General features: G+C 60.0%; 16 protein-coding genes. 12 read left to right on the forward strand and 4 right to left on the reverse strand.

The window, feature by feature from the left end:
• Positions 1-91: 91 nt before the first annotated feature.
• From CDO73_RS08480 to CDO73_RS08495, 4 genes are all read right to left on the reverse strand, one after another.
• Positions 92-637, reverse strand: a complete 546-nt coding sequence (locus CDO73_RS08480; protein WP_179218628.1) for a PadR family transcriptional regulator — start codon at positions 635-637, stop codon at positions 92-94.
• On the reverse strand, positions 634-1,479 hold the full coding sequence (locus CDO73_RS08485; RefSeq protein ID WP_088488091.1) for an NAD(P)H-binding protein: 846 nt from the start codon (positions 1,477-1,479) through the stop codon (positions 634-636). Before CDO73_RS08485 ends, CDO73_RS08480 begins: the two co-directional genes overlap by 4 nt.
• A 162-nt stretch (positions 1,480-1,641) precedes the next feature.
• Positions 1,642-3,729 carry a hypothetical protein gene (locus CDO73_RS08490; RefSeq protein ID WP_088488092.1) on the reverse strand — a complete coding sequence of 696 codons (2,088 nt, stop codon included), beginning with the start codon at positions 3,727-3,729 and terminating at the stop codon, positions 1,642-1,644.
• Positions 3,729-4,688: a hypothetical protein gene (locus tag CDO73_RS08495; protein WP_088488093.1), complete on the reverse strand. Its 960-nt coding sequence runs from the start codon at positions 4,686-4,688 to the stop codon at positions 3,729-3,731. The genes CDO73_RS08490 and CDO73_RS08495 overlap by 1 nt, the downstream gene beginning before the upstream one ends.
• A 903-nt stretch (positions 4,689-5,591) precedes the next feature.
• On the opposite strand from CDO73_RS08495, the gene CDO73_RS08500 reads away from it, so the two are divergent.
• The 12 genes from CDO73_RS08500 (at position 5,592) to CDO73_RS26715 (ending at position 26,530) form a co-directional block, all read left to right on the forward strand.
• Positions 5,592-7,436, forward strand: a complete 1,845-nt coding sequence (locus CDO73_RS08500; protein ID WP_088488094.1) for a vWA domain-containing protein — start codon at positions 5,592-5,594, stop codon at positions 7,434-7,436.
• 119 nt (positions 7,437-7,555) lie between these two features.
• On the forward strand, positions 7,556-9,376 hold the full coding sequence (locus CDO73_RS08505; RefSeq protein WP_088488095.1) for a vWA domain-containing protein: 1,821 nt from the start codon (positions 7,556-7,558) through the stop codon (positions 9,374-9,376).
• Positions 9,377-9,614: 238 nt separating this feature from the next.
• Positions 9,615-13,004 (forward strand): tubulin-like doman-containing protein, encoded by a 3,390-nt coding sequence (locus tag CDO73_RS08510; RefSeq protein ID WP_088488096.1) that lies wholly within the window; start codon positions 9,615-9,617, stop codon positions 13,002-13,004.
• Position 13,005: 1 nt separating this feature from the next.
• Positions 13,006-15,567 carry a transcription initiation factor TFIID gene (locus tag CDO73_RS08515; RefSeq protein WP_088488097.1) on the forward strand — a complete coding sequence of 854 codons (2,562 nt, stop codon included), beginning with the start codon at positions 13,006-13,008 and terminating at the stop codon, positions 15,565-15,567.
• Between the two features lie 458 nt (positions 15,568-16,025).
• Entirely contained in the window at positions 16,026-17,297 is a 1,272-nt protein-coding gene (locus tag CDO73_RS08520) for a vWA domain-containing protein (protein WP_088488098.1), read from the forward strand.
• Between the two features lie 277 nt (positions 17,298-17,574).
• A complete protein-coding gene (locus tag CDO73_RS08525) occupies positions 17,575-18,921 on the forward strand; it encodes a dihydrolipoyl dehydrogenase family protein (protein WP_088488099.1) in 1,347 nt (448 codons plus the stop codon).
• 425 nt (positions 18,922-19,346) lie between these two features.
• On the forward strand, positions 19,347-20,045 hold the full coding sequence (locus CDO73_RS08530) for a beta-mannanase (RefSeq protein ID WP_088488100.1): 699 nt from the start codon (positions 19,347-19,349) through the stop codon (positions 20,043-20,045).
• 58 nt (positions 20,046-20,103) lie between these two features.
• Positions 20,104-21,360 carry a TRAFAC clade GTPase domain-containing protein gene (locus CDO73_RS08535; RefSeq protein WP_088488101.1) on the forward strand — a complete coding sequence of 419 codons (1,257 nt, stop codon included), beginning with the start codon at positions 20,104-20,106 and terminating at the stop codon, positions 21,358-21,360.
• A 3-nt stretch (positions 21,361-21,363) separates the two neighbouring features.
• Positions 21,364-24,774 (forward strand): GAP1-N2 domain-containing protein, encoded by a 3,411-nt coding sequence (locus CDO73_RS08540; protein WP_088488102.1) that lies wholly within the window; start codon positions 21,364-21,366, stop codon positions 24,772-24,774.
• 534 nt (positions 24,775-25,308) lie between these two features.
• Positions 25,309-25,701 carry a hypothetical protein gene (locus CDO73_RS26710; RefSeq protein ID WP_179218629.1) on the forward strand — a complete coding sequence of 131 codons (393 nt, stop codon included), beginning with the start codon at positions 25,309-25,311 and terminating at the stop codon, positions 25,699-25,701.
• Positions 25,698-26,366: a tetratricopeptide repeat protein gene (locus CDO73_RS08545; protein ID WP_179218630.1), complete on the forward strand. Its 669-nt coding sequence runs from the start codon at positions 25,698-25,700 to the stop codon at positions 26,364-26,366. The genes CDO73_RS26710 and CDO73_RS08545 overlap by 4 nt, the downstream gene beginning before the upstream one ends.
• Positions 26,363-26,530 (forward strand): hypothetical protein, encoded by a 168-nt coding sequence (locus CDO73_RS26715; protein ID WP_179218631.1) that lies wholly within the window; start codon positions 26,363-26,365, stop codon positions 26,528-26,530. Before CDO73_RS08545 ends, CDO73_RS26715 begins: the two co-directional genes overlap by 4 nt.
• Positions 26,531-26,539: the final 9 nt, after the last annotated feature.

Below are 26,539 nucleotides of genomic sequence, written 5' to 3' on the forward strand. Positions count from 1 at the left end.
AAGGGGAAAGCGGCCGTTCGCGAAAAAAAGCCCGCTCTTCTTCTGTCGGCTTCGAGAAGCGCCGAGAGAAAAAGCGGGCTGCATGTCGTTCTTATTTCGTCTGTCGATGCAGGTCTTCGAACCATTTCAAGTTGAGTTCGTGATGGGCTTTGACGTTCTCCATCATGGACTTGGCGGTCGTATAGATCACGTCCTGCTTCTCGCGCAGCGCGCGGTCGATCTCTTCGATCTTCTGCCGGGTCTGCCGGATCTGGTCTTCGAGAGCCTTTCTGTAGCGTGCGGGATCGTATTCGTGGGCGAACAGCGTCGTCATGTAGAAAGCCAGCGTAATATCGTCGGTCTGGGACGCGTATTTGCCCATCAACTGCTCGAAATGCTCGCTGCCGGCGTCCGTGATTTCGTAAATATGCTGCTCGGGATAACCGTTGACGCTGACCGTTTTGACCAGACGCACGAGTTCTTTTTCCGCCAGTTTTTGCAGATTGTAATAGAAGGAGCCTTTGGTGACGTGAATCAAGTAACGATAATCGCGTTCGTCGATCAAGCCGAGCAGCTCGTAAGCGCTCGCTTGTCCCCGATCTTTCAGCAATCCGAGAATCAATAAAGGGATAATCGGTCGTTCCTCCTCGTTTATCACGGTTCGAACAGTTCCAGATGCTCGGCGACCCATTCCCGGAACGTAAACGGTTCGCGCCCCAGAAGTTCATACACCGTAGAATTGACCTCGATCCGATGCGTCAGCGAATACCGCCAATCGTCGATTCGCAATTGAATGTATTCTTCGGCCATAAAGTTCTTCATGTACGCCGCGAATTCTTCGATCGGCTGTTCGCGCAAATCGATCCGCCGCCCCGACTGCCGCGCGATTTCTTCCAGCATGCCGCGTTGGGTCAGCACGTTCGCTCCGGCGAGCGTCAGGATTTGCCCGGCGAAACGGTCGAAATCGGTCAGCGCCAGCGCCGCGACGTCGGCGATGTCCCGTTCGTGAACGCTCGCGAGCGTCGCGTTCAATGCGGGCCAATCGAGCGTGCCTTTATTATAGCGAAAGAGATCTTTCCAATAAACCGCGTTATGCATAAAAGCTTCCGGACGGAGGAACACGTAGTCGAAGCCGTATTCGCGGATGCGTCGTTCGACGGCGAAGTGTTTTTCGGCGTTCCGGTTCCGGTCTTGCGAATCGCGGTTGACGGAACCGGAAGACAAGAACACGATTCGTCGGACGCCTTGTTCGGCGGCGGCTCGCAGCACGTTTTCGGCATCGTTCAGCAGAATCAGAAACAGCGCGTCCGTACCGCGAAGCCGGTCGGCCCAATCTTCGGGTCGTTCCAGATCGCCTTCGACGATCTCCATGCCGTCGGAGGCGAGCCCCGCCAATTTTTCCGGACTGCGAGTCAACGCTCGGAATTCCGTTTTTCGGCCGTGCAAATTTTCGACGATCCGTTTGCCTACGCTGCCTGTTGCTCCCGTAATGAATAACATGGGGCATACTCCTTTGACGAATGATTTAGTCTAATTAGACTAGTGGCTTTATTATAGTCTAATTAGACTAATTGTCAATCGGGATGTCAGCCGCATAACAAAACGGCCTGCTTCGTATCGGAAGCAGGCCGTTTTTCGCGCCGGGGCTAAGTTTGCGTTTCGTTAAGCAGGTTCGATCGCTTCGACCTCGAATACCGGTACGGAACGCAGGATCGGCTGCGCAGGCGGTTCCGCCTCGGGAAGTTCTTCCGCCTCGGGGGCCGTCTCCGGCTCCGTCGTCGACGGGAGATCGGACGGATCGCCCGCCGAATCTTCCGGATTACCCGCCGCCGAATCGTTCGTCTCCGGCGAAACGCTCGGCGGACTGTCGGAATCGGCATTCGGCGCGCCGGTCTCCGTATCCGACGCCGCCGGATCGTCGGCCTGCGGAGGTTCGGGCGGCTCCGCGTCGGGATCTTCGATCTGCTCGTACCGGCCTTGGAACGTGCCGGTAACGAGGTACGTTCCCGGAGCGAACTCGAAATCTCCCGTAAGCAGCATCAGTTCGCCGTCGCCGGTTCTGGCAAGCGTGCTGCCGGAAGCGGATTGCAGCACGGTCATCGTCGCGCGTACCGGCTGCTCGGGGTACAGCGCCGGACTGGCGTCCCCGATGTCCGCATAGCCGCCTTCGAATGCGGAGAACGCGAACACGTCGCTCCCTGCGTAGCGGGTATAGACCGCCGTTTGTCCTTCTTGCTCCGCGTCGGACGGATTCTCGGCCCGAAGCGTCATGCCGCCGTCTTCGATCCGATAGCCGTCCGCTTCGATCTTGAACATCTGGGCGAACGAGCCGCCTTCCTGCGGAATCAGCGCGGTGTATACGGCTTTGCGAACGGTCGACTCGGCTTCGGCGACGAGAACCGGCGTGCTGTCCGTGGACAGGCTCTCGTCCAGCTTCAAGCTGCGGACCGTCTCGCCTGCCAACTGCGCGGCATCGCGGCTCACGCTCGTGCCGCTTTCGCTTTTCGTGCCGAAGTACAGCGTGCCGTTCTCGTCGAGCGCGGCGACGTACAGATCGGCTCCGAAGCGGTTTTTGCCGCTGATCGCGAACTTGTACGTGTGCGAATCGTCCGCCGACCGCAAAATGCGCAGCGGATCGGCTTCGGTCCAAGCGTCTTCGGCCTGCGCGACGTGCGTTTCGGTATCGGCATAGCCGTCCAGCGCGCGGTACAGCGCGATGCCTTCTTCGAAACGTCCGTCCGCGACCAGCGCGCCGGCGCGGCGATTCAGTTCGCCGACTCGGCTGTCGATCCAAGCGGTCAGATCGGAAGAAAGGCCGTTTTGCGACACGAAGTCGGCGAAGCTGCGCGCATGGGCGGCGAAATCGGCGTAAGACTTCGCTTCCAGATCGCTTCGCAGCACGAGGTCGACGGTCTCTTCGGCTTGAAGCCGGACCCACGGCGCTTCGAAGCCGCTCTGCCCGTAATCGTTCAGGGTACGGGAGGCTTCGCGGAGCATGTCCGTATATCGGCCCGCCGCCGCCAACTTCTTCAGCTTGCGCCGATCATAGTCTTCGAACAAAGCGTTCAGCTGCTCGGTCTTGAGCGTTTCGGCTTCCGATTCGGACAGAGAAGACGAGCCGCTCGGCGCGGACGCGCCGTTTCGGGCCGAAGGCTGCTCCGGCGCGAAAAAGACGGCCGGAATCCGCAGCAGATTCGGCTTGGCGGATTCGTCGCCGTAATCGCCGCTGTCCAGATTGCCGGCGAGCGCCTGCTCGAAGCCGCTCCGGAAATCGGCGAAGCCGTCGGCGACGATGCCGTCCATCTGGTAGCGTGCGTCGAGCTGTTTGTATTCGGCGGCGTATTCGCCTTCGAGCGACAGCCGTTCGAACGGCTCGTAGAGCTCGTAAGCGGCCAGATAGGCGTCGAAATCTTGATTCTCCAGAGCCGCCAGCAGTTCGCTTTTGGACTTGAGCAGTTCTTCGCGCATCCGGGTGAGCGGCGCAAGTTGCGCCAACCGCTCGCGAACGTGATCTTCGCGGTAACGGATCACGGTATTGGCGAGCGCGTTCGCGTAAGCGGCCTCGGCCGATAGGCGTTCGTGATTCGCATAATAAGCGTCGGCCGTATCGACCTGCCGGATCTTGTCTTCGATGCGGAATCCTTTGACGATAACGGCGATCAGCGCGGCCGCGCACAGCAGGGCCAGCAGATTGCGCAGAGTCAGGAAATTGCGGATCGTGATCAAAGCGTTCTTGAACGAGCGAGTCATCAGCTCTCTCCCCGATCGTCGCGCGGCGGAAGCATGCGGCCGTGCGAATGGCGTTCCCGATGGCGCATCCGATAGACTTCGTCCGCTTCGAGCTTAAGCTGCGGGAAACTTCCGGCATGCTGCGAGAGCAGGTCGCGCAGCCGTTCCAGTCGTTCTTCGGGCAGCTTATGCACGTAGCGTCGGATGAATTCCGGATAGAGTTCGATATAACGCTTCATCCGTACGGCCGCGCCCGCCACGGCCGCAAGGATGTCTTCGCCCCGGTTCATGTTGCGGATCTGCGGTTCGTAACGCAGGCAGTAGCGGATCGCGCTTTCTTTGATCAGCTCGCGGTTCAGCTTCGCGACTTCGCCGATATACCCGGCCAGATGCGGAGAGAAGCCGTCCATGATCAGCGGCTCGAGCAGCAGATCCATATCGCGGCGCAGCACGAACGTCTGAAGCAGTTCCGCCTGCAGGCCGCGGATCGGATCGTTGCGCAGCAGCGTGCCGACTTCGCGCAGCATCTCGTAAGCGCGGGCCGGTTCGGATTGAAGCCGGGCTTCGGCGGCGCGGATGTCCTGAATCAGCCCGTGACGAATCCGATCGCGGTCCCGCGCGAACATGCGGTCCGTCCGGATGCGAAGCTGCGCTTCGAGCGAACGGCGCTGGGCGAACCACAGCATGGCGGTCAGCGCCGCGCCGACGGCCGCCGAGATGCCCATCCAGAGCACCGTATCGGCGAAGAACATGGCGAGCAGCGTCAAGAGCACCGCGAACAGCAGCTCCGACTGCATCTTTTTGCGCGCTTCGCGTCTGGCCGCGGTCGCGACGTCAATCAAAGCATGTTTGCCGCAGACCGGGCAGACGTCATGCGACAGTACGGTATAATGGCCGCATTTGCGGCAGACCCTGAGCTTCTCGTAAGCATATTCGGTACGTTCGTAAGGCTTGAACGTAACGGCTGTTTTTGTCTTCATTCGGGTTCACGCCGATCGTTTAGAGTGTTGAGCAGCTTGGTGTCGATGTCCGCCCGCGAAGGCGCTTGTTTGGGGCTGCGTATATAGAGAAGGGATTTGATCGCGGCAAAAAGAAATAGGATCCCCAGCATTCCGTAAGTGAGGTATATGAAATAGGAAGTCAATGACTGCACGTTCCTTCTCCTTCCCTGAATCGATTTTTTTGAGGCGGCGGGACTCCGTCATGCGAAAAAGCGCATCCTCCGCTGTCGGGAGATACGGGCGTTGTAAGGCGCTGCGAGCGTTAAGCGATAATCTGGGAGTGCCGCCTTGCTTAACGATAGCCCGAAAAGGCGGCGGGCGCAACCGTGGGCTTGGCGGGACGAGGGAACGGCTTCAAGATACGTATTATATAGAAAATTCGAAGATCGCAAAAAGAAACAAAGTTCCGAGCTGTTCGTATTGAGAAACATCCGATCGCGGAGGATCGCGGCACGTTCCTTCTCCCGACCGATTTCTTCGATACGTCAGGGGCCTATAATGTAAAGGAGTCTGCCTTCCCGCGCGGAAATGCAGACGTTATGATGCGCTGCGGGTTTACGTTATAATTTGGGAGTGCCGCCTTGCTTAACCATAGCGGGAAAAGGCTCCGGGCACAATCGGTTGCTTGCCGGAGCGGGAGTGCGCGGCGTCGAAGGAACGTTTCGGATTTTGGAAACAGCGGTCAAGTTACAAGCTTTTCAGAAGTTGTTAACCAATTATTAAGGATTTTCACAGAAAACAAGCCTATGATGATAGTGTCGTCGGCGTCCGTCCGTTCTGCGGGCCGACGCCGGCGGACATGCGACAATAGGCAGTACCGGGCAACCCGGACAGGAACGGAGTTCTGTAAACCTACTGAAATCGCGAGGTGCGCTGCCGAGAATGAAACGTCGTATGACCGGATTATGGACAGGAATATGGACGGCCGCGCTGTTATGGCCCGCCGTCATGCAAGGACATGCCGAAGCCCGGGCAACCGGGACGGCTTCCGTCGATGCGGTACTGGTGTTGGATGCCAGCCACTCGATGAACGAGAGCGATCCGCAAGGCATCAGCGCGGAGGCGATGAAGATGTTTATCGACATGCTGCCCGCTTCGGGCAGCCGGGTCGGAATCGTCTCGTATACCGACAAGGTCCAACGCGAGAAAGCGCTGCTGGAGATTCGCGGCGAGAGCGACAAACAGGAATTGAAGACTTTCGTGGGGCAGCTCGACCGGGGACCGTTCACCGATACGGCGGTCGGCGTGACCGAAGCGGTCCGGATGCTGCTGCGCGGCGAAGAAGCAGGACGCGATCCGATGATCGTGCTGCTGGCGGACGGCAACACGTCGCTCGACAGCGAAGGAACCCGAACCCGCGCCGACTCGGCCGCCGAACTGGCGGAAGCGGCGGGGCAGGCGAAAGACGCCGGCATCCCGATCTACACGATCGGGCTGAATGCCGACGGCACGCTCAACCGCGGCGTGCTGCGGCAGGTCTCCGACCGAACCGGCGGCAAAGCGTTCGTCACGGATTCGGCCGCGGACCTGCCGGATATTCTGAGCGAGATCTTCGCCGGCCATCAGCAGGCGAGAGTGATGACCGTCGCCGCGTCCGCTCCGTCGGTCAAACCCGAAATTCGCGAATCCGGCCGAACCGACAGCTCCGGTGAATCGCGCGCATTCAGCGAATTCCGGATCGAGATTCCGGACGGCGAAGTGATCGAAGCCAATGCTTCGATCAAAGGAGCGGCCCGCGGAAGCTTGGAACTGCTGGACCCGAACGGACGAACCGTGCCGATCCCGTCCGACCGAGCGCTGCTGTCGGAATCTTCCGCTTACGCGCTGCTTAAGCTGGTTCGTCCCGAGCAGGGAACATGGACGCTGCGCGTCCAAGGAACGGGAACGCGGCCGCCGGAGATGGGGCTGGTGTTCAGTTACGATTTCGAGCTGGCGATCGGCAAGCTGGGACCGTATTACGAACGGGGCAGCAAGCTGGACGTCTCCGCTTATCTGGAACGTTCGGGCAGGCGGCTGAATTCGCCCGAATTGTACCGATCGGCCCGCGCGGCGCTGATCGTGCGCGAAGAAGAAAGCGGAGCGGAAGAGAAAATTCCGCTGTCGCTGGAAAACGGCCGCTTCGTCGGCTCGTATACGCTCAGCCGGGCTTACAATTACGACTTGACCGTCCGCGCCGAATCGGCCAGCTTCTACCGCGAATCGAAGCCGGTTCGCGTCGAAGTCAGCGGCAGCGCTCCGCGCGAGGCTGCGGAAACAGCCGAGACGAAGTTCCGGCCGCTGGCCGCGTTGGCTCCGGCCGTGCCGGGACTGCTCGGCGCGGCCGGAGTCGCGGCGCTCGCCGCTCTGGTCGGCGGCATCGCGCGGGCGAACCGGCGTTTCGCCGGAAGGCTGCTCGTCGAGATCGTCGACGAGCATTCGGGCCGACTGCTGCATGCGCATGCGGCCGACTTGACCGGCCTGCGAGGCCGGACGGATCTGCTCCGGCTGCTCGGAGAACTGCCGGAGAGCGAACGCTTCGAGCTCCGCGCGGCCGAAGGCGTTACGCTGCGTCCGGGACGCGGAGGCGCGCCGGTTCTTCGCAGCCGCGCGGCCGACGCGGAGATTCGGCGCGGCGGGCTGCTTCTCGAAGCCGCGGGCGGCCTGCCGCTAAGCAGCGGCGAACGCGTAGAGGTTCTTCCGGCGGGGACGCGCCGAATCGCGGTGCTGGAATACCGTTCGCGGCCGTAAGCCGCATCGATGCCGGATTCGTCCGGGATAGAACGGGGTCGGCGGCATGTGCCGCGCCGGATAAGGGCGGCGAGCCGACCGACCCGCCAAGATCGCATACACAAAGGGGTTTTGCCGAAATGGTATCGATATTCAGAAAGTGGATCTATCCGCTGCTGGCGGCCTTGCTGCTGGTCGCGGGGCTGTTCCCGGCCGGCGCGCGTTCTGCCGCCGCTTCGGGAACGGGAACGACGGGGGCGGCGAACGCCGGCGCGGCGGCGCCGATCGACGCGGTGCTGGTGCTCGACGCCAGCAACTCGATGGCGACCAGCGACCCGGATAAGCTCGGCAGCGAAGCGATGCGCTTGTTCATCGACATGCTGCCCGCCAAGGGCGACCGGGTCGGCATCGTCTCGTACACGGACGTCGTGCAGCGCGAGAAAGCGCTGCTCGATATTCAGAGTCAAGCCGACAAAGACGAGCTGAAGAAATTCATCGGCGAGCTGAACCGCGGCGCTTACACCGATACGGCCGTAGGCGTGACCGAAGCGGTCACCATGCTTCAACGCAGCACGCAGTCCGGCCGCGAGCCGATGATCGTCATGCTGGCCGACGGCAACACGCAGCTCAACTCCAACAAAGGCAAGACGTTGACGCAGTCGGAGCAGGAACTGGCAAGCTCGGTCAAGAAAGCGGCCGACGCCGGCATTCCGGTGTACACGATCGGCTTGAACGCCGACGGCAAGCTGAATCAGGCGGAATTGAAAAAGATCGCCGACGATACCAAAGGCAAATCGTTCGTGACGAATTCCGCCGACGATCTGCCGGGCATCTTGAGCGAGATCTTCGCCAGCCATCAGCAGCTCAATATCGTGCCCGTCGATTCGCTGACCGGCAGCGGACAGTTCCAAGACGTGAAGATTTCCGTGCCGAACGCCAACGTGCTGGAAGCGAACGTATCGATCACTTCCGCGAAGCCCGTCAAGCTCAAACTCAAAGATCCGAGCGGCAAAGAGATCGCGATTCCTTCCGATTCGGTGACTTTGTCCACGTCGAAGACGTATTCGCTCTTGAAGCTGATCAAACCGCAGGAAGGCGATTGGACGCTGAGCGTGCAGGGAGCGAACAAAGACCAGATCGATATCAGCCTGGTCTTCAACTACGATCTTGAACTGGCGACCGCTCCGCTGTCCGCTTCCTCCTATGCCAAAGGCGATAAAGTCGACGTCTCCGCTTACCTCACCAGCGGCGGCAGCAAGCTGGATTCGGCGGAATTGTACGCGACGATGAAAGCGACGCTGGTCGCCAAAGACGAGAACACGGGCGTCGAAACGAACGTTCCGATGAAACTGAACGGCACGCAGTTCGACGTCGGCTACGAACTGCCGGAAGCGCACAAGTATACGCTGATCGTGCGCGCGGAAGCCGACAGTTTCTACCGCGAATCCGCGCCGATTACCGTCGACGCCGCTTCGGGAGCGGTATCCGGCGCGGCCGGTACCGGAACGGACAAGCCGACAGAAGACAAGCCTTTCCCGCTGATTCCGGTCATTCTCGGCGTGCTGGGACTGCTCGTTCTGGCGGCGATCGTCTTTTTCTTGATGCGTTATCTGAAAAAAGCGAACAAAGGCTTCGTCGGCCAGATGGTCATCGAGATCCGCGACGAAAACACCGGCGAACGCTCTTATCCGCAATATAAGAAACTAAATACCTACAAAGGCCGTCTTAATCTGCATCAGCTTCTCCAGCTTGCCCCGGAACTCAAAGACACGGAAAACATCGTGTTCACGCCGGGTTCCGAAGACCGCATCGTGCTGAGAAGCAGCGCCGAAGGCATCCCGATCGAGAAATCCGGCCGCGTCGTCGATACGTCGAAAGGCTTGGAACTGAAAAGCGGCGACCGGATCACCGTCCCGATGGCCCAAGCCGGAAAAACGATCCAAGTGGAGTATTTAGTTTAATGGTTGACCCTTTGCGCACGTTGGCTGTAAAAATCTGATTTTTGACCTGAAAAGTTGCTTTTCCGTCAACAACCCCGCCTCAAGGCGGTGTCGGTCTCGGCCGAAATTGCCTAAACTAAAATGAAAATGCAGCCTAGAAGACTTAAATGCCGCGTGCTGCACGTCGTCGTGCAGCACGCGACCCGAACCGGCCCGCTCCGTTTCAAACGCGCGGGCCGTATCCCGAAAGGAGCCACCCATGAAACCGATCGTAAGAGAACATATCCAACAGCTCGACGTCTCGCTCGGAGGCGGGATCGTCAGCGAGAAGATCCGGGTCGACACCATCGACAACCCGATGCTGATCATCGGCCTCGGCGGCACGGGCATCGACGCCCTGCTGCGCCTTAAATACCAGATCAACCGCCGCTTCAAGCTGCCGGAAGATCCGGTATCGAAGAAGAAAATGGAGAAGCCGTCCAACGTCGAGTTCCTCGCGTTCGAGACGAACGAGCAGGACCGCGGCAAACGCTACAAAGGGATCGGGCTGGACCCGATCAACGAATTCGTGCTGCTCGCCAACGCCGAGATCGGCGGACTGCTTCAGAACCGCAGCATCCTCGAGCCGTATATCACCGAATGGCTGTCGCCCGAACTGAGCATCACCGACGGCATGAACGGCGCGGCCGGCGTACGCCAAGCGGGACGTCTGCTCCTTTTCACGAAGATCAACCAAGTGGTGCAGGCCATCGACAAGAAGATCAAGACGCTGTCGGTCGGCACCAACAAGAAACTGACCGTGTTCCTGCTGACCGGATTGTCCGGCGGTACGGGCAGCGGTTCGTTCCTCGATATCTCGTACATCATCCGCGGACTCGTCGAACGCGATTACGGCGCGGGCGGCGTGGACCGGCTCAACATGCTCGGCTATTTGTTCACCCCGGACGTCAATCTGTCGAACAAAAGCCTCAGCGAACATACGCGCGAATACGTCCGGAAGAACGGCTATGCCGCGCTGAAAGAACTCGATTACTGGATGAACGTCGACGCGCGCGGGGAGCGGTTCAAGCAGCAGTACGGCAGCATTCTGACCGTGAATTCGCCGCTGCCGCCTTTTAACCTGTGCCATCTGATCTCCGCGACCAATACCGAAGGCAAACTGTTGGAGAACGCGTACGATTACTGCATGAACGTGACGGCCGAGAATATCACCAACTTCATGGCGAGCGAGGAGAAAGCTTCCGGCGAAGAATTCGCGATCCACGACTATATCAGCAATATCCGCACGAACATCGCGCAGATGACGAAGGCGTATCCGGCGAACTACGATTACAACATCATCGGCGCTTCGTCGGCGGTGCTGCCGATCGAAGAGATGACCACCTACCTCGCGTACCGTTTGTTCAAGAAAATGGAGAAGATGTTCCAGCACGCGCCGAACCAAGAAGAGATCGAACGGTTCGCGCAGAAACTGATGCTCGATCCCGATTCGATGCTCAAAACGTTCGAGTCCCGCGTGCCGGAACCGATTCCGGGCTACCAGAACAGCGAGCGTCTGAGCTACGCGAACGTGGTCAAGATGCAGAACGTCAGCATGGACGTGGAGCTGGAGCAGACGTTCCTGACGCGGGCGCGCGAAGAATACATCAAGATGAAGAAGCAGCTTCCGGGCGAGATGATGGAGCGGTTCTCGGAGCAGGTGCGCCGCGCTTTCCTGAGTCCGGAGCAGGGTCCTTTCTACGTGTCGCGCCTGATCTATACGGAAAAAGGCTTCTCGCTGCTTAAGATGGTTCAGGCGTATATCGAAAATCTGCGCGAGAGCCTGCTGCGGATTCCGCGCGACATCGAAGCGGCCGAAGAGCAGGCGAACGAACGTCTGGGCGACGCGAAGAGCGCTTTCGTTTCCAAAGAGAAGAAAAAGAACGCGTATATCGAAGCCAAAATGACCGAATACTGGCTGCGCGCCGACGTGGAACGCACCGAGCAGATGATCGAGTTCTACGAAGACTTCTACGAGATTCTGAACCGCGAAAACAACCGGATCTACGGCGTGTTTACCGAGATTCTGAACGCGCTCAGCTCGATCTTCGAACGCAACGGCGAGATTCTGACGCGCGGCGACGAGCAGGTCGATCACAAGGGCAACAAAACGTATTACTGGAACGTGGTCAGCGTGCCGGATATCTCGAAAGTCGTCACCAGCTTGATGGAAAGCCGCGACGCCGACGATCTGATCCGCGATTTCGCGCAGGAGCTGCTCGACCATTCCGACCGCTGGATCAAAGAGCAGGAAGTCGATATCGTCGGTTCGATCTCGGACTTCCTGACCGGCAAATTCGGCGATCTGATCACGCAGTCGATGGAAGATTTCCTGCGGATGAAGTTCGGCGAAGACGAGTCGATCGAGAAATTCGTGGAACGCAACATCGCGGGCAAACTGGACGAAGAAGCGATTCCGGTATTCCATCTGAGCAACAGCTCGGGCAATCTGCATTTCCCGTCGTGGGGCTTCGTGTCCGTGCCGGTTCAAGCGCCGGGCATCCTCAAAGGGATTCGCAATTACCAAGAGAACGCGATCGGCAAATCGAACTTCACGGTCAAAGAAAGCCGCGTCAAGAACCGGATCTTCTGGCTCAACACGCGCAACGGGGTGCCGCTGTTCGTCTACACGCCGCTGCAAGTGTACGAAGAGAACTACGAACGCACCATTCTGGGCAAAGAAGGCGTCGGACGCCACTTGGTGCAGACCGAGCGCGAGAACTGGACGTATCTGCCGTCGCCGATCCCGCAGCAGTCGTGGGGCGACGTGTACCGCAACGAGCGCGTGAAAGGCTATAACGAACGCGTTCGCGGGGAATTCGAACGGGCGCGCGGATTCGGCGTCATCGTGGAAAAAGACATCGACCAGACGACCAGCAGCCGCTATTCCGTCGTCACGACGCGGCCGTTCGATCTGTTCGCCGTCTTGTCGGGCTTCGATATGCAGCTTCAGAGCGCCAAGCCGAACCTCGGCGAAGTGAAACGCGCGTATGCCGAACTCAAGCGTCTGCTGAGCGAAGGCATCGGCCGCGAATCGGTCAAAGACATTTTCGGCAGCATCAACGAAGAACTGGCCAAAGAAAACCTGATCCGTTCGCCGGAACAGATCCGCCGCGTGCGCGAAGAACTGGCGAAATACGAACAGATTCAGGCCAAAGTCGCCGAGCTGGAAGCGCTGATGAACCAGCATGCCGGCGAAGAAAGACTGCTGGATCAATACCTCGAAGCGCTGTATACCGAGACCATCGTCAAAAAAGGCGCGCTGTACGTCTACGACCGCGAAGAAGACGAAGAAAGCTGGGAGCCGTTCGTCAATCTGATGAAAAGCCGCAGCTATCCGCACTTCGAGATCTACGACCGTTTCCGTTCGCTGGGCGAAAAAGACCGTCAGACGCTGCTGCGCAAAGCTTCCCGCCGCTCGGCCGAGCTGACGGCGTCGGAAGACGTATCGCTGCTGGTCGGCAAGCTGGACGAGCTATATCAGACGTTTATCGAAGCGCGCGAGCAGCTCGAATACGAGCGCATGGAGCTGGTCAACGGCGAAGAAGTGTACCGCTTCTACCGGGAAACGGCCGCCAAGCTGAACGAGCTGCGCAAAAGGTTGAAATAACATGAACGAGCTGCTGGAGCAATTCGCGGCCGCGTACGCGGCCAGAGAAGAAGGACTGCCCGGCTTCGCGGAAGGAAGAAGCGGCCTGCATTATCCGGCCGCTTTCCTGTTCGTCGGCGATCGGGCGGCCGAGGCGGCGTCGGCCCTGACAGAATTGAACGACCGCAAGTACGATAACGCGGCGGGCATCGCGTATTTCCATATCGCGTCAGCGAAGCTGCCGCAGGACGCGCTGGACCGCCATCGTCAGGCGGTGCGGTTCCGCTGGGACGCTTTCGGCGGAAGGCAGCCGCAGGAGAATACGCTGCGGCGCGATCTGCACCGCGCGTTCTTGGACGAAGACGCGGACCATCTGTTCGAATTGAACCGGGATCTGCGCCGGGCCAGCCGGATGCTGTCGGAGAACGGCCGATTGTTCGCGTCGTTCGACCGGCTGCATCTGTCGGTCGTCGTGCATGCCGACGACGTGATGAACGTGCTGACGCCGGAGATCGCGATGCTCGCCGGCGCGGTGTTCGGCCAATCGTTCAAATCGGTCCAGACCGATCTGTACGTGCTGGTCAGCGATCAGGAACAATCCGATTCGTTCGGGTATTCCAGCTCGGTCGGGGTGTCTTTCCTGCGGGAGCTGGATCGGATGCAGCGCCCGGAATACGCGTTCTCCGCGCCGCTTCAGGTCACGGAGAACCGGCTGAAGATCGACGTGAACCACGCGCCGTCGCCGCTGTTCGACCTTGTGTACATCCTGTCCGACAAAAACGAACGCGGCATCGCCCAGCCGGGCGGGCTGCGGAGCGGCTACGAGATCGTCTGCCATGCGCATCTGCTCAAGAACCGCCGCCGCGACGGCGGTTCGTCGGCGCTCGGCCTCGCCGGAGCCGCGGGAACCGCGGAAGACCAGCCGCTGGAAGGGCTGAAGACCGGCGCCGGCCAATATAACAACTCCGCTTTCAAGAGCGGGTTGGCGGGCGAGTCCGGACGCCGCGGCTTGGCTTCGGGCGGATTCGCCCGGGTGACCCGGCCGGACCGCTCGATCGCGCTGGCCGTGCTGTACCACTTCGCGCGCGGCCTGAACCGCCGCATGCGCGAGATCCCCGAGACGCCGGCCGCGGAGCAGCTCGCCCGGCTGGAACTGGACCGCCCGCATATGCGGGAGCGGGCGGCGCGCCTCGCGCCGGACGAAGGGCGGCTGGAGGACATGAACGGCATCATGAGTTCGTCCGCGTCCTACGGCTCCATTCGTCGGATGACGCTGTACGAAGCGGAAGAAGCGCTGTTCGGGAAGGCCGCGGAGAGTTTCTTCCGCGGCAACTTCGAGGCGGAAGCGCAGCGCAACATGGTCGAAGCCGATATCGGCCGAGGGCTGCGCGAATACGCCGCCCGGGCCGCGGCGGAAGACGCGCGGCACGGGCTGTACCGGATCGCCGCTTGGAGCGATCCGGCCGAATCCGCGGGAGGAGCGGCGCAGGCGCTGCTCGAGCGGATGCGCGAGGCGATGCTGGAACTCGAGGGCGCGCGACAGGAACTCGACCGGCTCTACGGCGGGATCGTCGAAGACCAGCCGTTCCGCAAAGCGCTGCTGCGCGACAGCCAGAACGTGCGCAACTTCGCGCGGTATTTCTTCGAGACCGTCTACGGTCTCAAGCTGAACATCCTGCGGCTCGAGACGGAGATCGAGCTGTACCGGCGCTACGAAGACGCGCTGATCGCTTTGCACGGCCAGTACAAGGCGAGGGTCCGCCGCGTCGAGCAGCTCGAAGAGCGGCTGCGCCGCGCCGCGGAATACAGCGCGCGGAGCGCCGACGATTATATCGGGCAGAATCTGATGCCGTATTACGAACGCGTCGTCGACAATCTGATGCGCGACGCCGAAGACCGGCGGGGCCGCGACTATTACTTCGAGGAGCGCCGGCTCGGCGACCTCGCGGCGCTGGTCGCGGAACGTCCGGAAGACGCGTACGGCGCGGATTCGGGCGCATCGGGGACGGGCAGCGGAGGTTCGGGCGGCGCTTACCCGGGCGGCGTCTTGTCCGGCATGAGCGAAGCCGGACTGTCCGCCATGCACGGCGGCGAGCGCCGTCTGCTGGCGCGGCTGACGGAACTCTGCGCCCGCGAACTGTTGGGCGCGGAACCGCTCGTCCAGACGTACGAGGAGGAGCTGCTGCGCCGGGCGAACGTGGCGGTCGAATACGAGAACCGCGAGACGATGACCAAAGAAGACTTGTTCCGCATTCTCTACCGGACGCTGGAAGAACGGGCGGCGATCAATCTGCGTTTGTTCGATTACACGCAGGAGCATCGCCACGAAGAGAAGTATTTCTTCGGCGACGCGAACGGCGAATTTATGCGCTACGCGCTGAACGAAGAAGAGACGTCGCGGATCTATCGCGTCGGCTACGTCCATGAACGCCGCAGCGACGGCGTCGAGAAGCTGAACCTGATGGGCGGTTTCCATATCGAAGACTTGATGTATTACCGTAACGGCCGCGTCTATTACGACGCTTATATCAAAGCCGGCTATCGGTTCCACGCGATCGACGCGGAGAGTCTGCCGGAAGTGTGAGTGCATAAGGGCAGGAGCGAAGCGAAGGCATGAAGTGCTAAAAAACGTAAGGAAGCGCTGCGGAAACATGGGGAATCGAAAATCCTTGTTCAAAATAAGGCCGAATATCCGCTTATTTTGATCGAATACCGCCATTTATCGAAAATAAGTACAAGAATCCTCTTAATTTCGGCTCGTCCGAGGTTTTTACGCACTCAATGACGGAAATAAAGGGATTTAAGTCCTTATTCGTTCTGAGCTGGCGATTGGCTGCGAAATAAGCGGATTTATGGACTTAATCACTTTAACTTTAGCGCAGCTAAGGAATTAAGGTGTACGCAAAGACTCGGTATCTTGTCAACACTACAGGTAAGGTTACGCTCCCCTAAATCGCGCTTGAAACGTGTGCGTTGCAGGAAAGCATAAATCTCTGATCAAGAGTTGAGAGGGTACTCAGACACAGAAAAGGGGGAAGAAGAATGCAGCGCAAGATCAATCTGCTTCTTCTGCTGCTGGCGCTTGTCGGCGGCGCGGTCGGATTCGGCATCGGAGAATGGCTGCTGAGCCGATATGAAGGAGAAATGTCCAGCATTCTGCTGGTCGGCATCTATTTCGGCGTGCTGGCTTTCTGCATCGGACTGGGCTGTCTGGTCGCGGAGATGATCTCGCCGAAGCTTAACGGCCGATCGTGGAGAGAACGGTATTCGGGATTGTCGTGGAAATTGATCGTGCCCGTGACGTTGGCGGCTTTTCTCGCGCTCGGTTCGCTGTTCGAGTTCGTCTACGAGCTGGATCTGGGCGGCGTGAAGCGGGTGAACGACATCGTGCTGGTCATCGACAATTCGGAGAGTATGCTTACGAACGATCCGAATAATCAACGTTTTACCGCTGCCAAAGACCTGATCGCGCGGATGGACGCGGATAAACGGGTTGCCGTCGTCGCTTTCGACGACGTACCGCTTCTGGTGCAGCCTTTTGCTTCAGTAGCAACCGACTCGGAGAAGCAGCAGGTATACGCCAAGATCGACAATATCGAAGAGGCCATGTACGGAACCAATATTGCCAAAGCCCTGACCGAGACCATGCAGCATATTCAGGAAAAAGGCGATTCGAACAGCGGTTCCATGGTCATCCTGCTCTCCGACGGCGCGACGGAAAACGAGATCGATTCCGTGATATCCGATTATCGCGACCAACGCATTCCGGTCAACACGCTCGGGCTCGGTACGGAAAGTTCCGGCAACTTCGCGCTGCTCCGGAACATCGCGGAGCGTACCGGCGGAACTTATACGGATGTCGCCAACGCCGACCAGATCTCGCTGGCGTTCCAAGACATCTACCGCAATCTCGACGATCACACGCTGCTCACCGAACGCACCGGCGCGCCGGCGGCCAGCACGTATTTGCAGATTCTGCATATCGCGCTGATCCTGCTGATCGGAGCCGCGCTCGGCGTGGCACTGGGCTTGATGTTCGACAATCGTTTCCTCGCCAAAAGTTTCGGAATCGGCGGCGCGTTCGCGGGTTTGATCGCCGGATTGATCCTCGAATTCGGACTGCAAGGCGAGAGCCTCGGCGCGCCTTCGGTCAGACTGTTGGCGGATCTGACGCTTGCCGCGATCATCGCGCTGTTCACCGTGATCGTCCCGATCAGCGACCATCGCCGCCGCGAACGTGGAAACAAAGGGGCAAAGCTGAACCCTTCGGCCGGCATGGGACGACGTCCGGGCGACCGGAGCAGCGGCTTCTGATCTTCGGCCGAAGCGGAGCCGCGGAAGGTTCTGTCTTTTCGGCGAGGCCAGGCGGCGTGTTCGATGTTTCGTTTTCGGAACGGAAGGCCGATCCGGTCGCGACAGGTTTTCCGCCAAGAATCGCTCGCTTTTCCGGTTGACGGATTTCGGGTACGGGTAAGGAATGTTGTGTGTAATTAAATGACATCCTATCGAATGTTGGATTTCGCCACGTTTACGCGTATCGCGAATCCGATTTCACCCAACCCGAATCCCGAACCCGAAAGGAAGAGACAAGATGACTTCATTTGACGTATTGTTTATCGGCAGCGGACAGGCGGCTTGGAACGCGGCGCTGCCGCTGACGGCGGCAGGCAAGAAAGTCGCGCTCGTCGAGCGCCGCAAGATCGCGGGCGTATGCACCACCTACGGCTGCAATCCCAAGATCATCTTGGACGGCCCGATCAAAGTCATGGAAGACGCGCAGCGATACCGGGGCATCGGCATGGACAGCCGCTTCGAACTGGATTGGTCCAAGCTGATGGAGCATAAGAACTCGATCCTCGATCCGCTGCCCGATTTTCTGGGCAAAAGGCTGGAAGACGCGGGCGTGACGATTCTGCGCGGCGACGCGACCTTCGAAGACGCGCATACGATCGTCGTCAACGGCGAGCGTTACGGAGCGGAGAAATTCGTCATCGCGGCCGGACAGCGTCCGATGCTGCCGGATATTCCGGGCGCGGAACTGCTGAAGACCAGCGACGACTTCCTGCATCTTCCCGAGCTGCCGAAACGGATCGTGCTGATCGGAGCGGGTTACGTGGCGATGGAGATCGCGTCGATCGCGTCCAAAGCCGGTTCGCGGGTCGACGTGGTGCAGAGTTCCGACCGGGCGCTGTCGGAATTCCATCAGCCGTATGTCGATAAGCTGGTCGACAAGATGCGCGAAGACTGCGTGAACTTTAACTTCGAAGACCGCGCCTTGCGAGTAGAAGAACGCGGCGGAGAGTTCGCGGTCACCACGGAAAAAGGACTGTCGCTATCCGCCGATCTGGTCATCAACGCGACGGGGCGCATTCCGAACACGGACGGACTGGGTCTGGAAGCGGCCGGCGTCGAGTACACGGAAAAAGGCGTCGTCGTCGACGAATACTTACGCACGTCGCAGCCGCATATCTATGCCAGCGGCGACGTGATCGACAAAAAGCAGCCGCGCCTGACGCCGACTTCGGTCTTCGAGGCGAAGTATCTGGGCGGCCTGCTGTCGGGCGCGTCCGACGCGCCGATCGATTATCCGCCGATCGCCACGATCGCGTTCACGCTGCCGCGCATCGCGCAGATCGGCGTGACGCCGACCGAAGCGGAAGGTTCGGACGCTTATACGGTCAAGCCGGTCGAACTCGGCAAACAGTGGGATTTCGCCGGTCGCGGCGATACCGACGCGCATATGACGCTGGTCTACGATAGCGAAGACCGGATCGTCGGCGCGGCCGTCTACAGCCGCGAAGCGCTGGACGTGATCAATGCGCTGACGCCGGTCATCACGCTCAAACTGACGGCCGAGCAGGCGGACCGTCTGGTCTACGCTTTCCCTTCGTTCGAGTCGACGATCCCGGGACTGCTGCATCAAGGCGCGAAGTCGTAATCGAGTACGCTGACCGCTTGAGATGTTGGTTTTCGCCCCCGAGATTTCGTACCTAACCCGTGTACGAAGTCTCCTACGGCAAACCCGCTTGAACCGTGCGCGTTTCCGAAAGGCTCAAACCTTAGATGAAATGCGGTCAACTCGCCGGAGCGGTTTCGGCTTCGAACTCCCGAACGCGCAGACGGCCGATCCGACAGCAAGGCTGTCCGGAATCGGCCGTTTTTGCGCGGGAAGACGCGTTCGGCCGATGGCGGCCGGCCGCTTGAGGCCCCGGCTCAAGGCGGGGGATGCAAGCAGCCGGCTGTGTTATAATGGGAGAAGTTGTGAAGAGAGAAACAACGTCCGAGGCGGTAACGGATTCCACGCCTTGCCGATCGATCGGAAGTTGACGAATCAAGACAAGTTGACGAAAGGGGACATCCGGGATGCGGTATATCGAAGCGGGTCCGGACACGCCGGTCATTCGCGAACTGACGCGCCGCGTGAGCGGGGACGTCTGCACGCTGCAATGGCATTGGCCGGTCGGCACGGATTCGGTTTATATCGGCCGCCGCGCGCTGGACGCGCACCATGCCGAAGCGTCGAACCCGGGGGCGCTGCCGTTCGGAGCCGCGGAACCCGAGAATTTCGGGGCGGGCGAAGACTTCGGGATCTCCGAGTTGAAGCTGTACACGCGCGAAGAATACAAAGCTTCCGGCGGTTACCGGGACCGTCTGGACGGGATCGGACGTTACGCTTATACGGTATATGCCGCGCTGCCGGGTTCCGGCGAGCCGGTATTGGTACGCCAGCCGCCAAGCGAGAACACGGTGGAGACGCCTGCGGGCAGAGCGAAGATCCGCTACGCCGTGCGGGAGAAGAAGCCGCTGTTCCGCGCTTACAAGACGGTAAGGATCGAACTGTCTTGCGAAGTGCCGCTGGGCGAAGGCGTGCTCTGCTACGTGAAGAAAAGCGGGGCTTACCCGACCGGCCCGCAGGACGGCACGGTCTATCCGTTCGCCGCGCCGTTTCCGGCCGGACGCACGGCTCTGCCCGAGATCGAGGTCGGCAAAAACGATTATGTCCGGGTATTTTTCACGGACGGCAAAAAGTACGGCCAACTCTACGAGCTGCTGCCCGAATAAGGCGCGCGGCGAACGCACAGATTCGATGGATCAATAATAATCATTAGGGGGAACGGGGATGGGTTTTTTCAGTCGTTTTATGCGCAAGTCTCAAGAAGAACCGAGGCCGCTGTTTTACGACATCGTCTGCCCGTACTGCTTCAGCAAATTTTCGCCGGAAGAAGTCGTCTTCCGGGCGTCGCATTATCGGGAGGACGACGAAGATTTCGCGCTGCGCGAAGACGAGCCGCTGAACCGGTATCGGGCGCGGTTCGGGCTGGATTCGCTGTACGATATGGAAGCGATTCTGAAACCGCAGGATATCCTGCCGGAGCACCGCATCTATACGGACAACGTGCTGACGGGACTGACGGACCGCTACGGAGAAACGACGCGCCGCCGGTTGTGCCCGCACTGCCATAACGAACTGCCGATCACGGCTGGCAAAGTGCCGAGCAACATCATCTCGATCGTGGGCGCGTCGCAGGTCGGCAAGTCCGTTTACATGACGTCGCTGATCCATACGCTTCAGCAGACGACGGCCGATCGTTTCGACGCCGCCTGCATGCCGCTGAACGCGGAGATCAGCCGCAAGTTCCGCATGAATTACGAAGATCCGCTGTTCGAACGCGGCGATCTGCTCGCGTCCACGCAGAAGGAGCGGATGCAGGAACCGTTCATTTTCCAATTCGTGTTCAAGGACGAACGCAAAGCGCCGCTGACGCTCGTATTTTTCGACGTGGCGGGCGAAGGCATGGTGGATCAGGAGTACCTGAATCTGCACGGCCGACATATCAAGAATTCCGCGGGCATCCTGTTCATGGTCGATCCGCTTCAGATCCGTTCGATCCGCGAGCGGCTGCGCATCATGCAGGGCGACAAGCCGGGCGAATGGACCAGCGTGTACGACGAACCGCGCGACGTGGTACTGACCATGTTCGGCGACTTTATCGCGCATCAGGAGAAAGGCAAGACCGATATCCCGACCGCGGTCGTGCTGACCAAAAGCGACATGCTGCGCGCGCTGGCGGAAGAAGACGGCGATTACCTGCGCGCGAACAGCAATATTTTCAACAATTTGGAGCATCACGACTATTTCGATCTGACCGAGTTCGGCAATATCGACGGCGAAGTGCGGCGCTTCATCGAGAAGGTCGATCGGCCGTTCAAAGGCACGATGGACGTCTACTTCAACGAGACCGGCTATTTCGCGGTATCGGCGCTCGGCAGCAATCCGGTCGAACAGAAAGTTCAGGGCGTGGTCAGTCCGATCCGCGTCGACGAACCGTTTATCTGGCTGCTCTACAAATTGAAATACATCGAGGGGAGAGAATAGCAGGTGAGTACATTCTCCTCCCACAAAATCGGCCAGCAGTTGTACACGCGCGCGCGCAGCGGCATTTTCCGGGATACCGAAGGCTATGACACGATCGCGCGTTCGAACGGTCTGGATGATCAATTCGTCAAAAAAACGCTGCACCCGCTCTGCGCTTACGACGCGCCGGCCGAACTGACGGCTTCCGGAGTCAAAGAAGAAGCGGCTTATCCGGACGCGGTGCATCTGGTGCAGCTCGAGACGGGCGATGTCGTGCTCGGACGGAGTCTCTACAAGTCGGCGGACTTTACGGGGCTGCGGAGCACGTTTTTCACGCATAACTATGTCGTGCCGGCGGAGAAAGCGGAGCTTCTGGCGTCGGAGTACATGAATTTCCTCTACGCAGCTTACGAAAACGGGGCGGAAACGGTCGTCGATACGGCGGAGACCGATCTTGCTTCGGACGGTCTGCCGCGCATGGACGCTTTCGGAGCGGAACGCGTCTCGGACAGCGACGCACCCGACGTTTCGCCGCGCGCCGAACGAAACGCCGGAGCCGCTCGCGGCAGGACGCTTCCCGAGCTGGAGTCGCTGCCGATCCGCGCGGATCTTCCGCAGCCCAAAACGGGTCTGGAGAAGCTGGCGGAACTGGGCATCGACGGCGCTTCGTTCAAAAGGCTGCTGCTCGCCGTAATGGAATCGGTCAGCGGACGGCGCAAAGTGTACGTCACGCTGAACGCTCCGATCGCCGAGACGAGCGAGCGCGCGCTGCGCCTGCTCGAAGTGCTGTATGCCGCGCTGCCGCCGGAATTCCGCAGACGTCTCGGATTCCTGACGTATTCGCGCGAACCGCACAGCCGCAAAGGCGTCAATCTGACGTTCGTGGAACAGGGTTCGATGCGTCCAGGTGACCGGAATATCGAAAAAGATTTCTTGTTCGACTTCTCGCGCGGCCGGATCGTCAACGCGGCCGAAGGAGGAAGTTTGCAGGAGCTGGCGGACTTTCTGCACGACGGGCTGCGCGATCCTCAGCGGTTGGAACGTTTCTTCGCGTTCGCGGACGAAGCGCTCGGCAGCACGCCGGACGCGCTGAATGTCGAACGGTATCTGGAACTGTCCCGGCTGCTGCGGATCGAAGAAGGCGACGAGTCGCCTTACGAGAACGATCGTCGAGGCGTGCTGGGACTCTTGTTCCGCTGGATCGAACGGGCGGGCAACACGCGGCTCAAAGCGCGGATGTTCGATCTGCTCGGCGGCCGTTTCGATCGGGAGATGCAGGATCTGACGGGCGGCAGCGTGCCGGAGCCGGAGCTGCTGCGCGATATCGTGGCTTATTTCCGGGTCGGAGGCAAAGGCGCGACGGCGCAGGTCATGCGTTATCTGCTGATCTTGATGCCGATGGTCACGCGCCAGAAACGCAAAGACGGCGGCATGGCGTATTACGCGGTCATCGAAAGCGATCCCGAACTCGCGGACATGTTCTTCTCGACCGTGATCGGCAACCGCCAGACGGCGGGCATGCTGTTCGAACCGTATCTGGAGCGGAAAATGCAGGCGGCGGAAGACGCTTCGAAGCTGATCCGCATCGTGCAGCAGTGGTCGGACGATCATCCGGGGCTGCTGAACAACGAGCATTTCTGCGATACGTCCCGAAGAATGCTCGGCAGCAAGCTGCGTCATGCCGAAGATCCGGTAGCGGCGGTGCGCGGCGTGGTCGAGACGCTGCGCGGCGACGGCGGCCCGATGGCGCATCCGGTGGACGGTCCCGTCGGCGAAGAGCTGATGAACCATCCGCTGTGCGTCACGCTGGCGGACGAAGCGATCCAATATCTGCTGGACGAATGGGAATGGGACAAAGTTACGCTTCAGCAGGTGACCGGACTCGGTTTCCTGTTCGAAGGCGAGACGGAAGAAGAACGCCGCAAGAAAGTGCGCGGACCGCGCGGAACGGGCAAATACGCCGCGCTGCGCGCCGCGTACCTGTGGTTCACGCAGCAGCGGCCGGATGCGGGACTGCTCGAAGAACTCGGCATGCGGGAAATGGACGAAGTGCAGATGCTCGGCAAACGCCTGCTGCCCGCGGAGATCGCGGCGGGGCGGTATCAACGGTTGCTGCCGGCGTTCTCGCGCAGCTTAAGCGGCGGCGGCGAAGACGTCGATTACCGACGGCTCGTGGAATCCGTGCGCACGAACACCGCCCGTTCGGGCGGGCGCGAAGCGCTGTATACGTTCTTCGCTTGGACGGCGACGCAGGAGCCTTACGTGCATGGACGCAAGTTCGATCCGGCGTACGAAGCCGAGATCGTTCGCTATTTCGCGGCGCATGACCGCGAAGCGTTCAAAGACAAGAACAACCGGCGCGATTATTTCGAAGGCGCGCCGGGACCGCTTGCGGCGGTGTACCGCAAGATTCAGGCGCAGCAGGCTTCGCCGCTGGTGCGCTGGATGCGCCGCAACCGCGGTTTGACGCTGCTCCTGATGGGCGTGCTCGCTCTGCTGATCGTCGGCGGAGCGACCGTCGGCGTGCTGTACGGCACGGGCGTGCTCGGCGGAGAGAAAGAAACCGCGCAGGTTTCCGATCCGAACGGAGCGAACAGCGCGGCCGTGCCGGGTACGGACGAAGAAACGGAGCCGGCCGACGACGCGGCCGCGCAGCCGAAGTTCCTGCTGACCGTTCCGGCCGACGCGAAGGACGGAGCGCTGGCGTTCAATTTCCGCACGGCGGAAGAGCGTGATGCTTTTCTGGCTTCGGCGTCCGCGATCGAGCTGACGCTCGAAGACGGCACGACCGCGACGCTGGATCGGGCAGAGCTTGAAGCGGGAGACGATCCGGCTCCGGGTTCGGATGCCGGAACGACCGGCGAAGCGGGGAACGGTACGGGAACCGATGCGAACGGAGCCGGTTCCGGTGCGACCGGCAGCGATGCGGCCGGAACTGACGCAAACGGAACGGGCGGAACCGGCTCGGATGCGACCGGTACGGGCGGAGCGGCTGCCGGAGACGGGGCAGGCGCGGCCGGCGGCGATCAAGCCGGCGGAACTTCCGGTACGGGAACCGATGCGGCCGATCCGGGGGCCGCGGGCAGCGGTTCCGGCGACGCGGGCGCCGGAACGAACGGTGATGTCGGCACGGATTCGGGTGCCGACGGCAGTGCCGGAACCGGCAGCGACGCCGCCGGTTCGGACGCTTCGGGCGCGGCGGATCCGGCCGCGCCGGGGGATTCGTCCGCTGCGGCAGGCGCGGACGGCACCGACGCTTCGGCGGCCGCAGGCGCCGAAGGATCGACGGGGTCCGCCGCCGCGCAGGCGGACCCGAGCGATTACCGCTATGCGGCCGTCTATCGGCCCGCGGCGGAATTGCCTTCCCCCGTCAAGTCGGCAACCGTCGACGGGGAACGGTACGGCATCGTCGACAGCCCAGCGGTCGACGAATAAGAGCAGCAGCCCGACCGGGCGAGGCATCGGCCTCTCCCGGTCGGGCTTTTTGCTGTTGTTTTTGCGGCGTAACGGCGTCTGTCTCGATGCTTCGCTTCTAACGGAACGAGGCGACGCTTAGAGCCGATTTTCGGCTTTTTCGGAATTCTAACGGAACCAGATGACGCTTAGAACGGAAAACAGCGGTTTTTTCGGTTTTTTTGCCCCTTTTTGCGCGGCTAACGGAATGAGGATCCGTTAGCGATCCGAAACGCAATAAAATCTTGCTCTAACGGAATGACGATCCGTTAGAGCAAGATTGATCGCGACAAAATCGGATTCGAGCTTACCGAAAGAACCGCTGTAAGCATTCGTTGATCGAATTTTGCAGCCGAAGGTAGAGAACGACCGCCGAATGTTTAATAAGAAAAATAGGGAGAAGATGGAGGCGGTTACATGTATTCGGCGTTATGGTTATGTTCAGAGCATGAAGAGCCGGACAGCCTTCATTTCAGCAAATTCTAACCTATTCTAACCAGATTTGAGGTCGCACACATGGACGCAGACGGAAGATCGGCTTACGGCGCAGGCGTGGAACATTACGAGCAAGGCGATTATCGAGAAGCGATTCGCGAGCTGCTGAATTCGGCCGATCTTCGGGAGCATTTTAAGACGTGCGAGCGCCTATTCGATGCGTATTCTGCGATCGGCGACGAAGCGCGTGCGGACGTATGGATCGGCCGAGCTTTTGCGCTGAATCCAGCGAACGCTCAAGTCGCCTGCAAATTCTCGGAGGTTCTGATCCGCGAACAGCGTTTGGCGGAAGCGGCGCAGATCCTGCAAAAGCTGTTGGCGCGGCATCCGTCTTACGGGCCGGCTCGCAGACTGCTGAGAACGATAGAGAACGGAAACGAAGCGGCAGGCCCGGAAGGAGAGGAGCCGATATGAACGACCATGAGCATGCGATCGAACAATACGAAAACGGGGATTTCGCCGAAGCTTTGGAAAGTTTTCGCGCGCTGTCGGCTTTATCGGGGAATGATACGGAACGGCTCAATTATATCGGACGCTGCTTGACGGAACTGGGCGAATGGGATGAAGCCGCCGCGATTTTCGATGAGGCGATCCGGTCGCAGCCGGAGTGGGAACGGCCGTATTTTAACAAGGCTTTCGTACGGCTTAAACAAGGGCGTAAGGATGAAGCCGAGTGGTGGGCCCGACGAGCGGTGAAGATCGACGAAGATTCCGAAGACGCGTGGTATTATCTGGGCCTGATTTTCGAGAAACAAGGCAAGAAGGCCGCGGCGAAAAAATGTTACAAAAAATCGCTGCTGCTCGAACCCGAACAAGAAGAACCGTATATCAATCTCGGCGGCCTGTATTGGGAAGAACGTCAATGGGACCGCAGCATGGAGCAGTTCCGACAGGCGCTTCGGGTCAATCCGGGTTGCGGCGACGCGCTCTATAATATGGCTTTGCTGCATCTGGACATGAATCATCTGAACGAGAGCCGGGAACTGCTGAAGCAGCTGTTGGAATCGAATCCGGACGACCGCGAAGCGGCGGAGAAATTGAAAGAAATCTCGATCGATACGAAAGGAGATTCACCATGACGATCTTCGGCACGATTCTGATCTTGGGCATCGGACTGTTTCTGATATTCGGAATCAAAACAAGCGTTTCTCCTTGGAAACACGCGGAAGGACTTTCTTTGAAGATTGCCAGAGGGTTGGGCGTTTTGGGCGTGGTTCTTGGGATCTTCTTGTTATTCAACTGAGCGGGGAGG

This window comes from Saccharibacillus sp. O23, assembly GCF_002205895.1.
GTDB lineage: Bacteria > Bacillota > Bacilli > Paenibacillales > Paenibacillaceae > Saccharibacillus.

Coding starts and splice junctions, on each gene's coding strand:
- CDO73_RS08485 (WP_088488091.1), bottom strand. CDS start 1,479: ATGTTATTCATTACGGGAGCAACAGGCAGCGTAGGCAAACGGATCGTC.
- CDO73_RS08490 (WP_088488092.1), bottom strand. CDS start 3,729: ATGACTCGCTCGTTCAAGAACGCTTTGATCACGATCCGCAATTTCCTG.
- CDO73_RS08495 (WP_088488093.1), bottom strand. CDS start 4,688: ATGAAGACAAAAACAGCCGTTACGTTCAAGCCTTACGAACGTACCGAA.
- CDO73_RS08500 (WP_088488094.1), top strand. CDS start 5,592: ATGAAACGTCGTATGACCGGATTATGGACAGGAATATGGACGGCCGCG.
- CDO73_RS08505 (WP_088488095.1), top strand. CDS start 7,556: ATGGTATCGATATTCAGAAAGTGGATCTATCCGCTGCTGGCGGCCTTG.
- CDO73_RS08510 (WP_088488096.1), top strand. CDS start 9,615: ATGAAACCGATCGTAAGAGAACATATCCAACAGCTCGACGTCTCGCTC.
- CDO73_RS08515 (WP_088488097.1), top strand. CDS start 13,006: ATGAACGAGCTGCTGGAGCAATTCGCGGCCGCGTACGCGGCCAGAGAA.
- CDO73_RS08520 (WP_088488098.1), top strand. CDS start 16,026: ATGCAGCGCAAGATCAATCTGCTTCTTCTGCTGCTGGCGCTTGTCGGC.
- CDO73_RS08525 (WP_088488099.1), top strand. CDS start 17,575: ATGACTTCATTTGACGTATTGTTTATCGGCAGCGGACAGGCGGCTTGG.
- CDO73_RS08530 (WP_088488100.1), top strand. CDS start 19,347: ATGCGGTATATCGAAGCGGGTCCGGACACGCCGGTCATTCGCGAACTG.
- CDO73_RS08535 (WP_088488101.1), top strand. CDS start 20,104: ATGGGTTTTTTCAGTCGTTTTATGCGCAAGTCTCAAGAAGAACCGAGG.
- CDO73_RS26710 (WP_179218629.1), top strand. CDS start 25,309: ATGGACGCAGACGGAAGATCGGCTTACGGCGCAGGCGTGGAACATTAC.
- CDO73_RS08545 (WP_179218630.1), top strand. CDS start 25,698: ATGAACGACCATGAGCATGCGATCGAACAATACGAAAACGGGGATTTC.
- CDO73_RS26715 (WP_179218631.1), top strand. CDS start 26,363: ATGACGATCTTCGGCACGATTCTGATCTTGGGCATCGGACTGTTTCTG.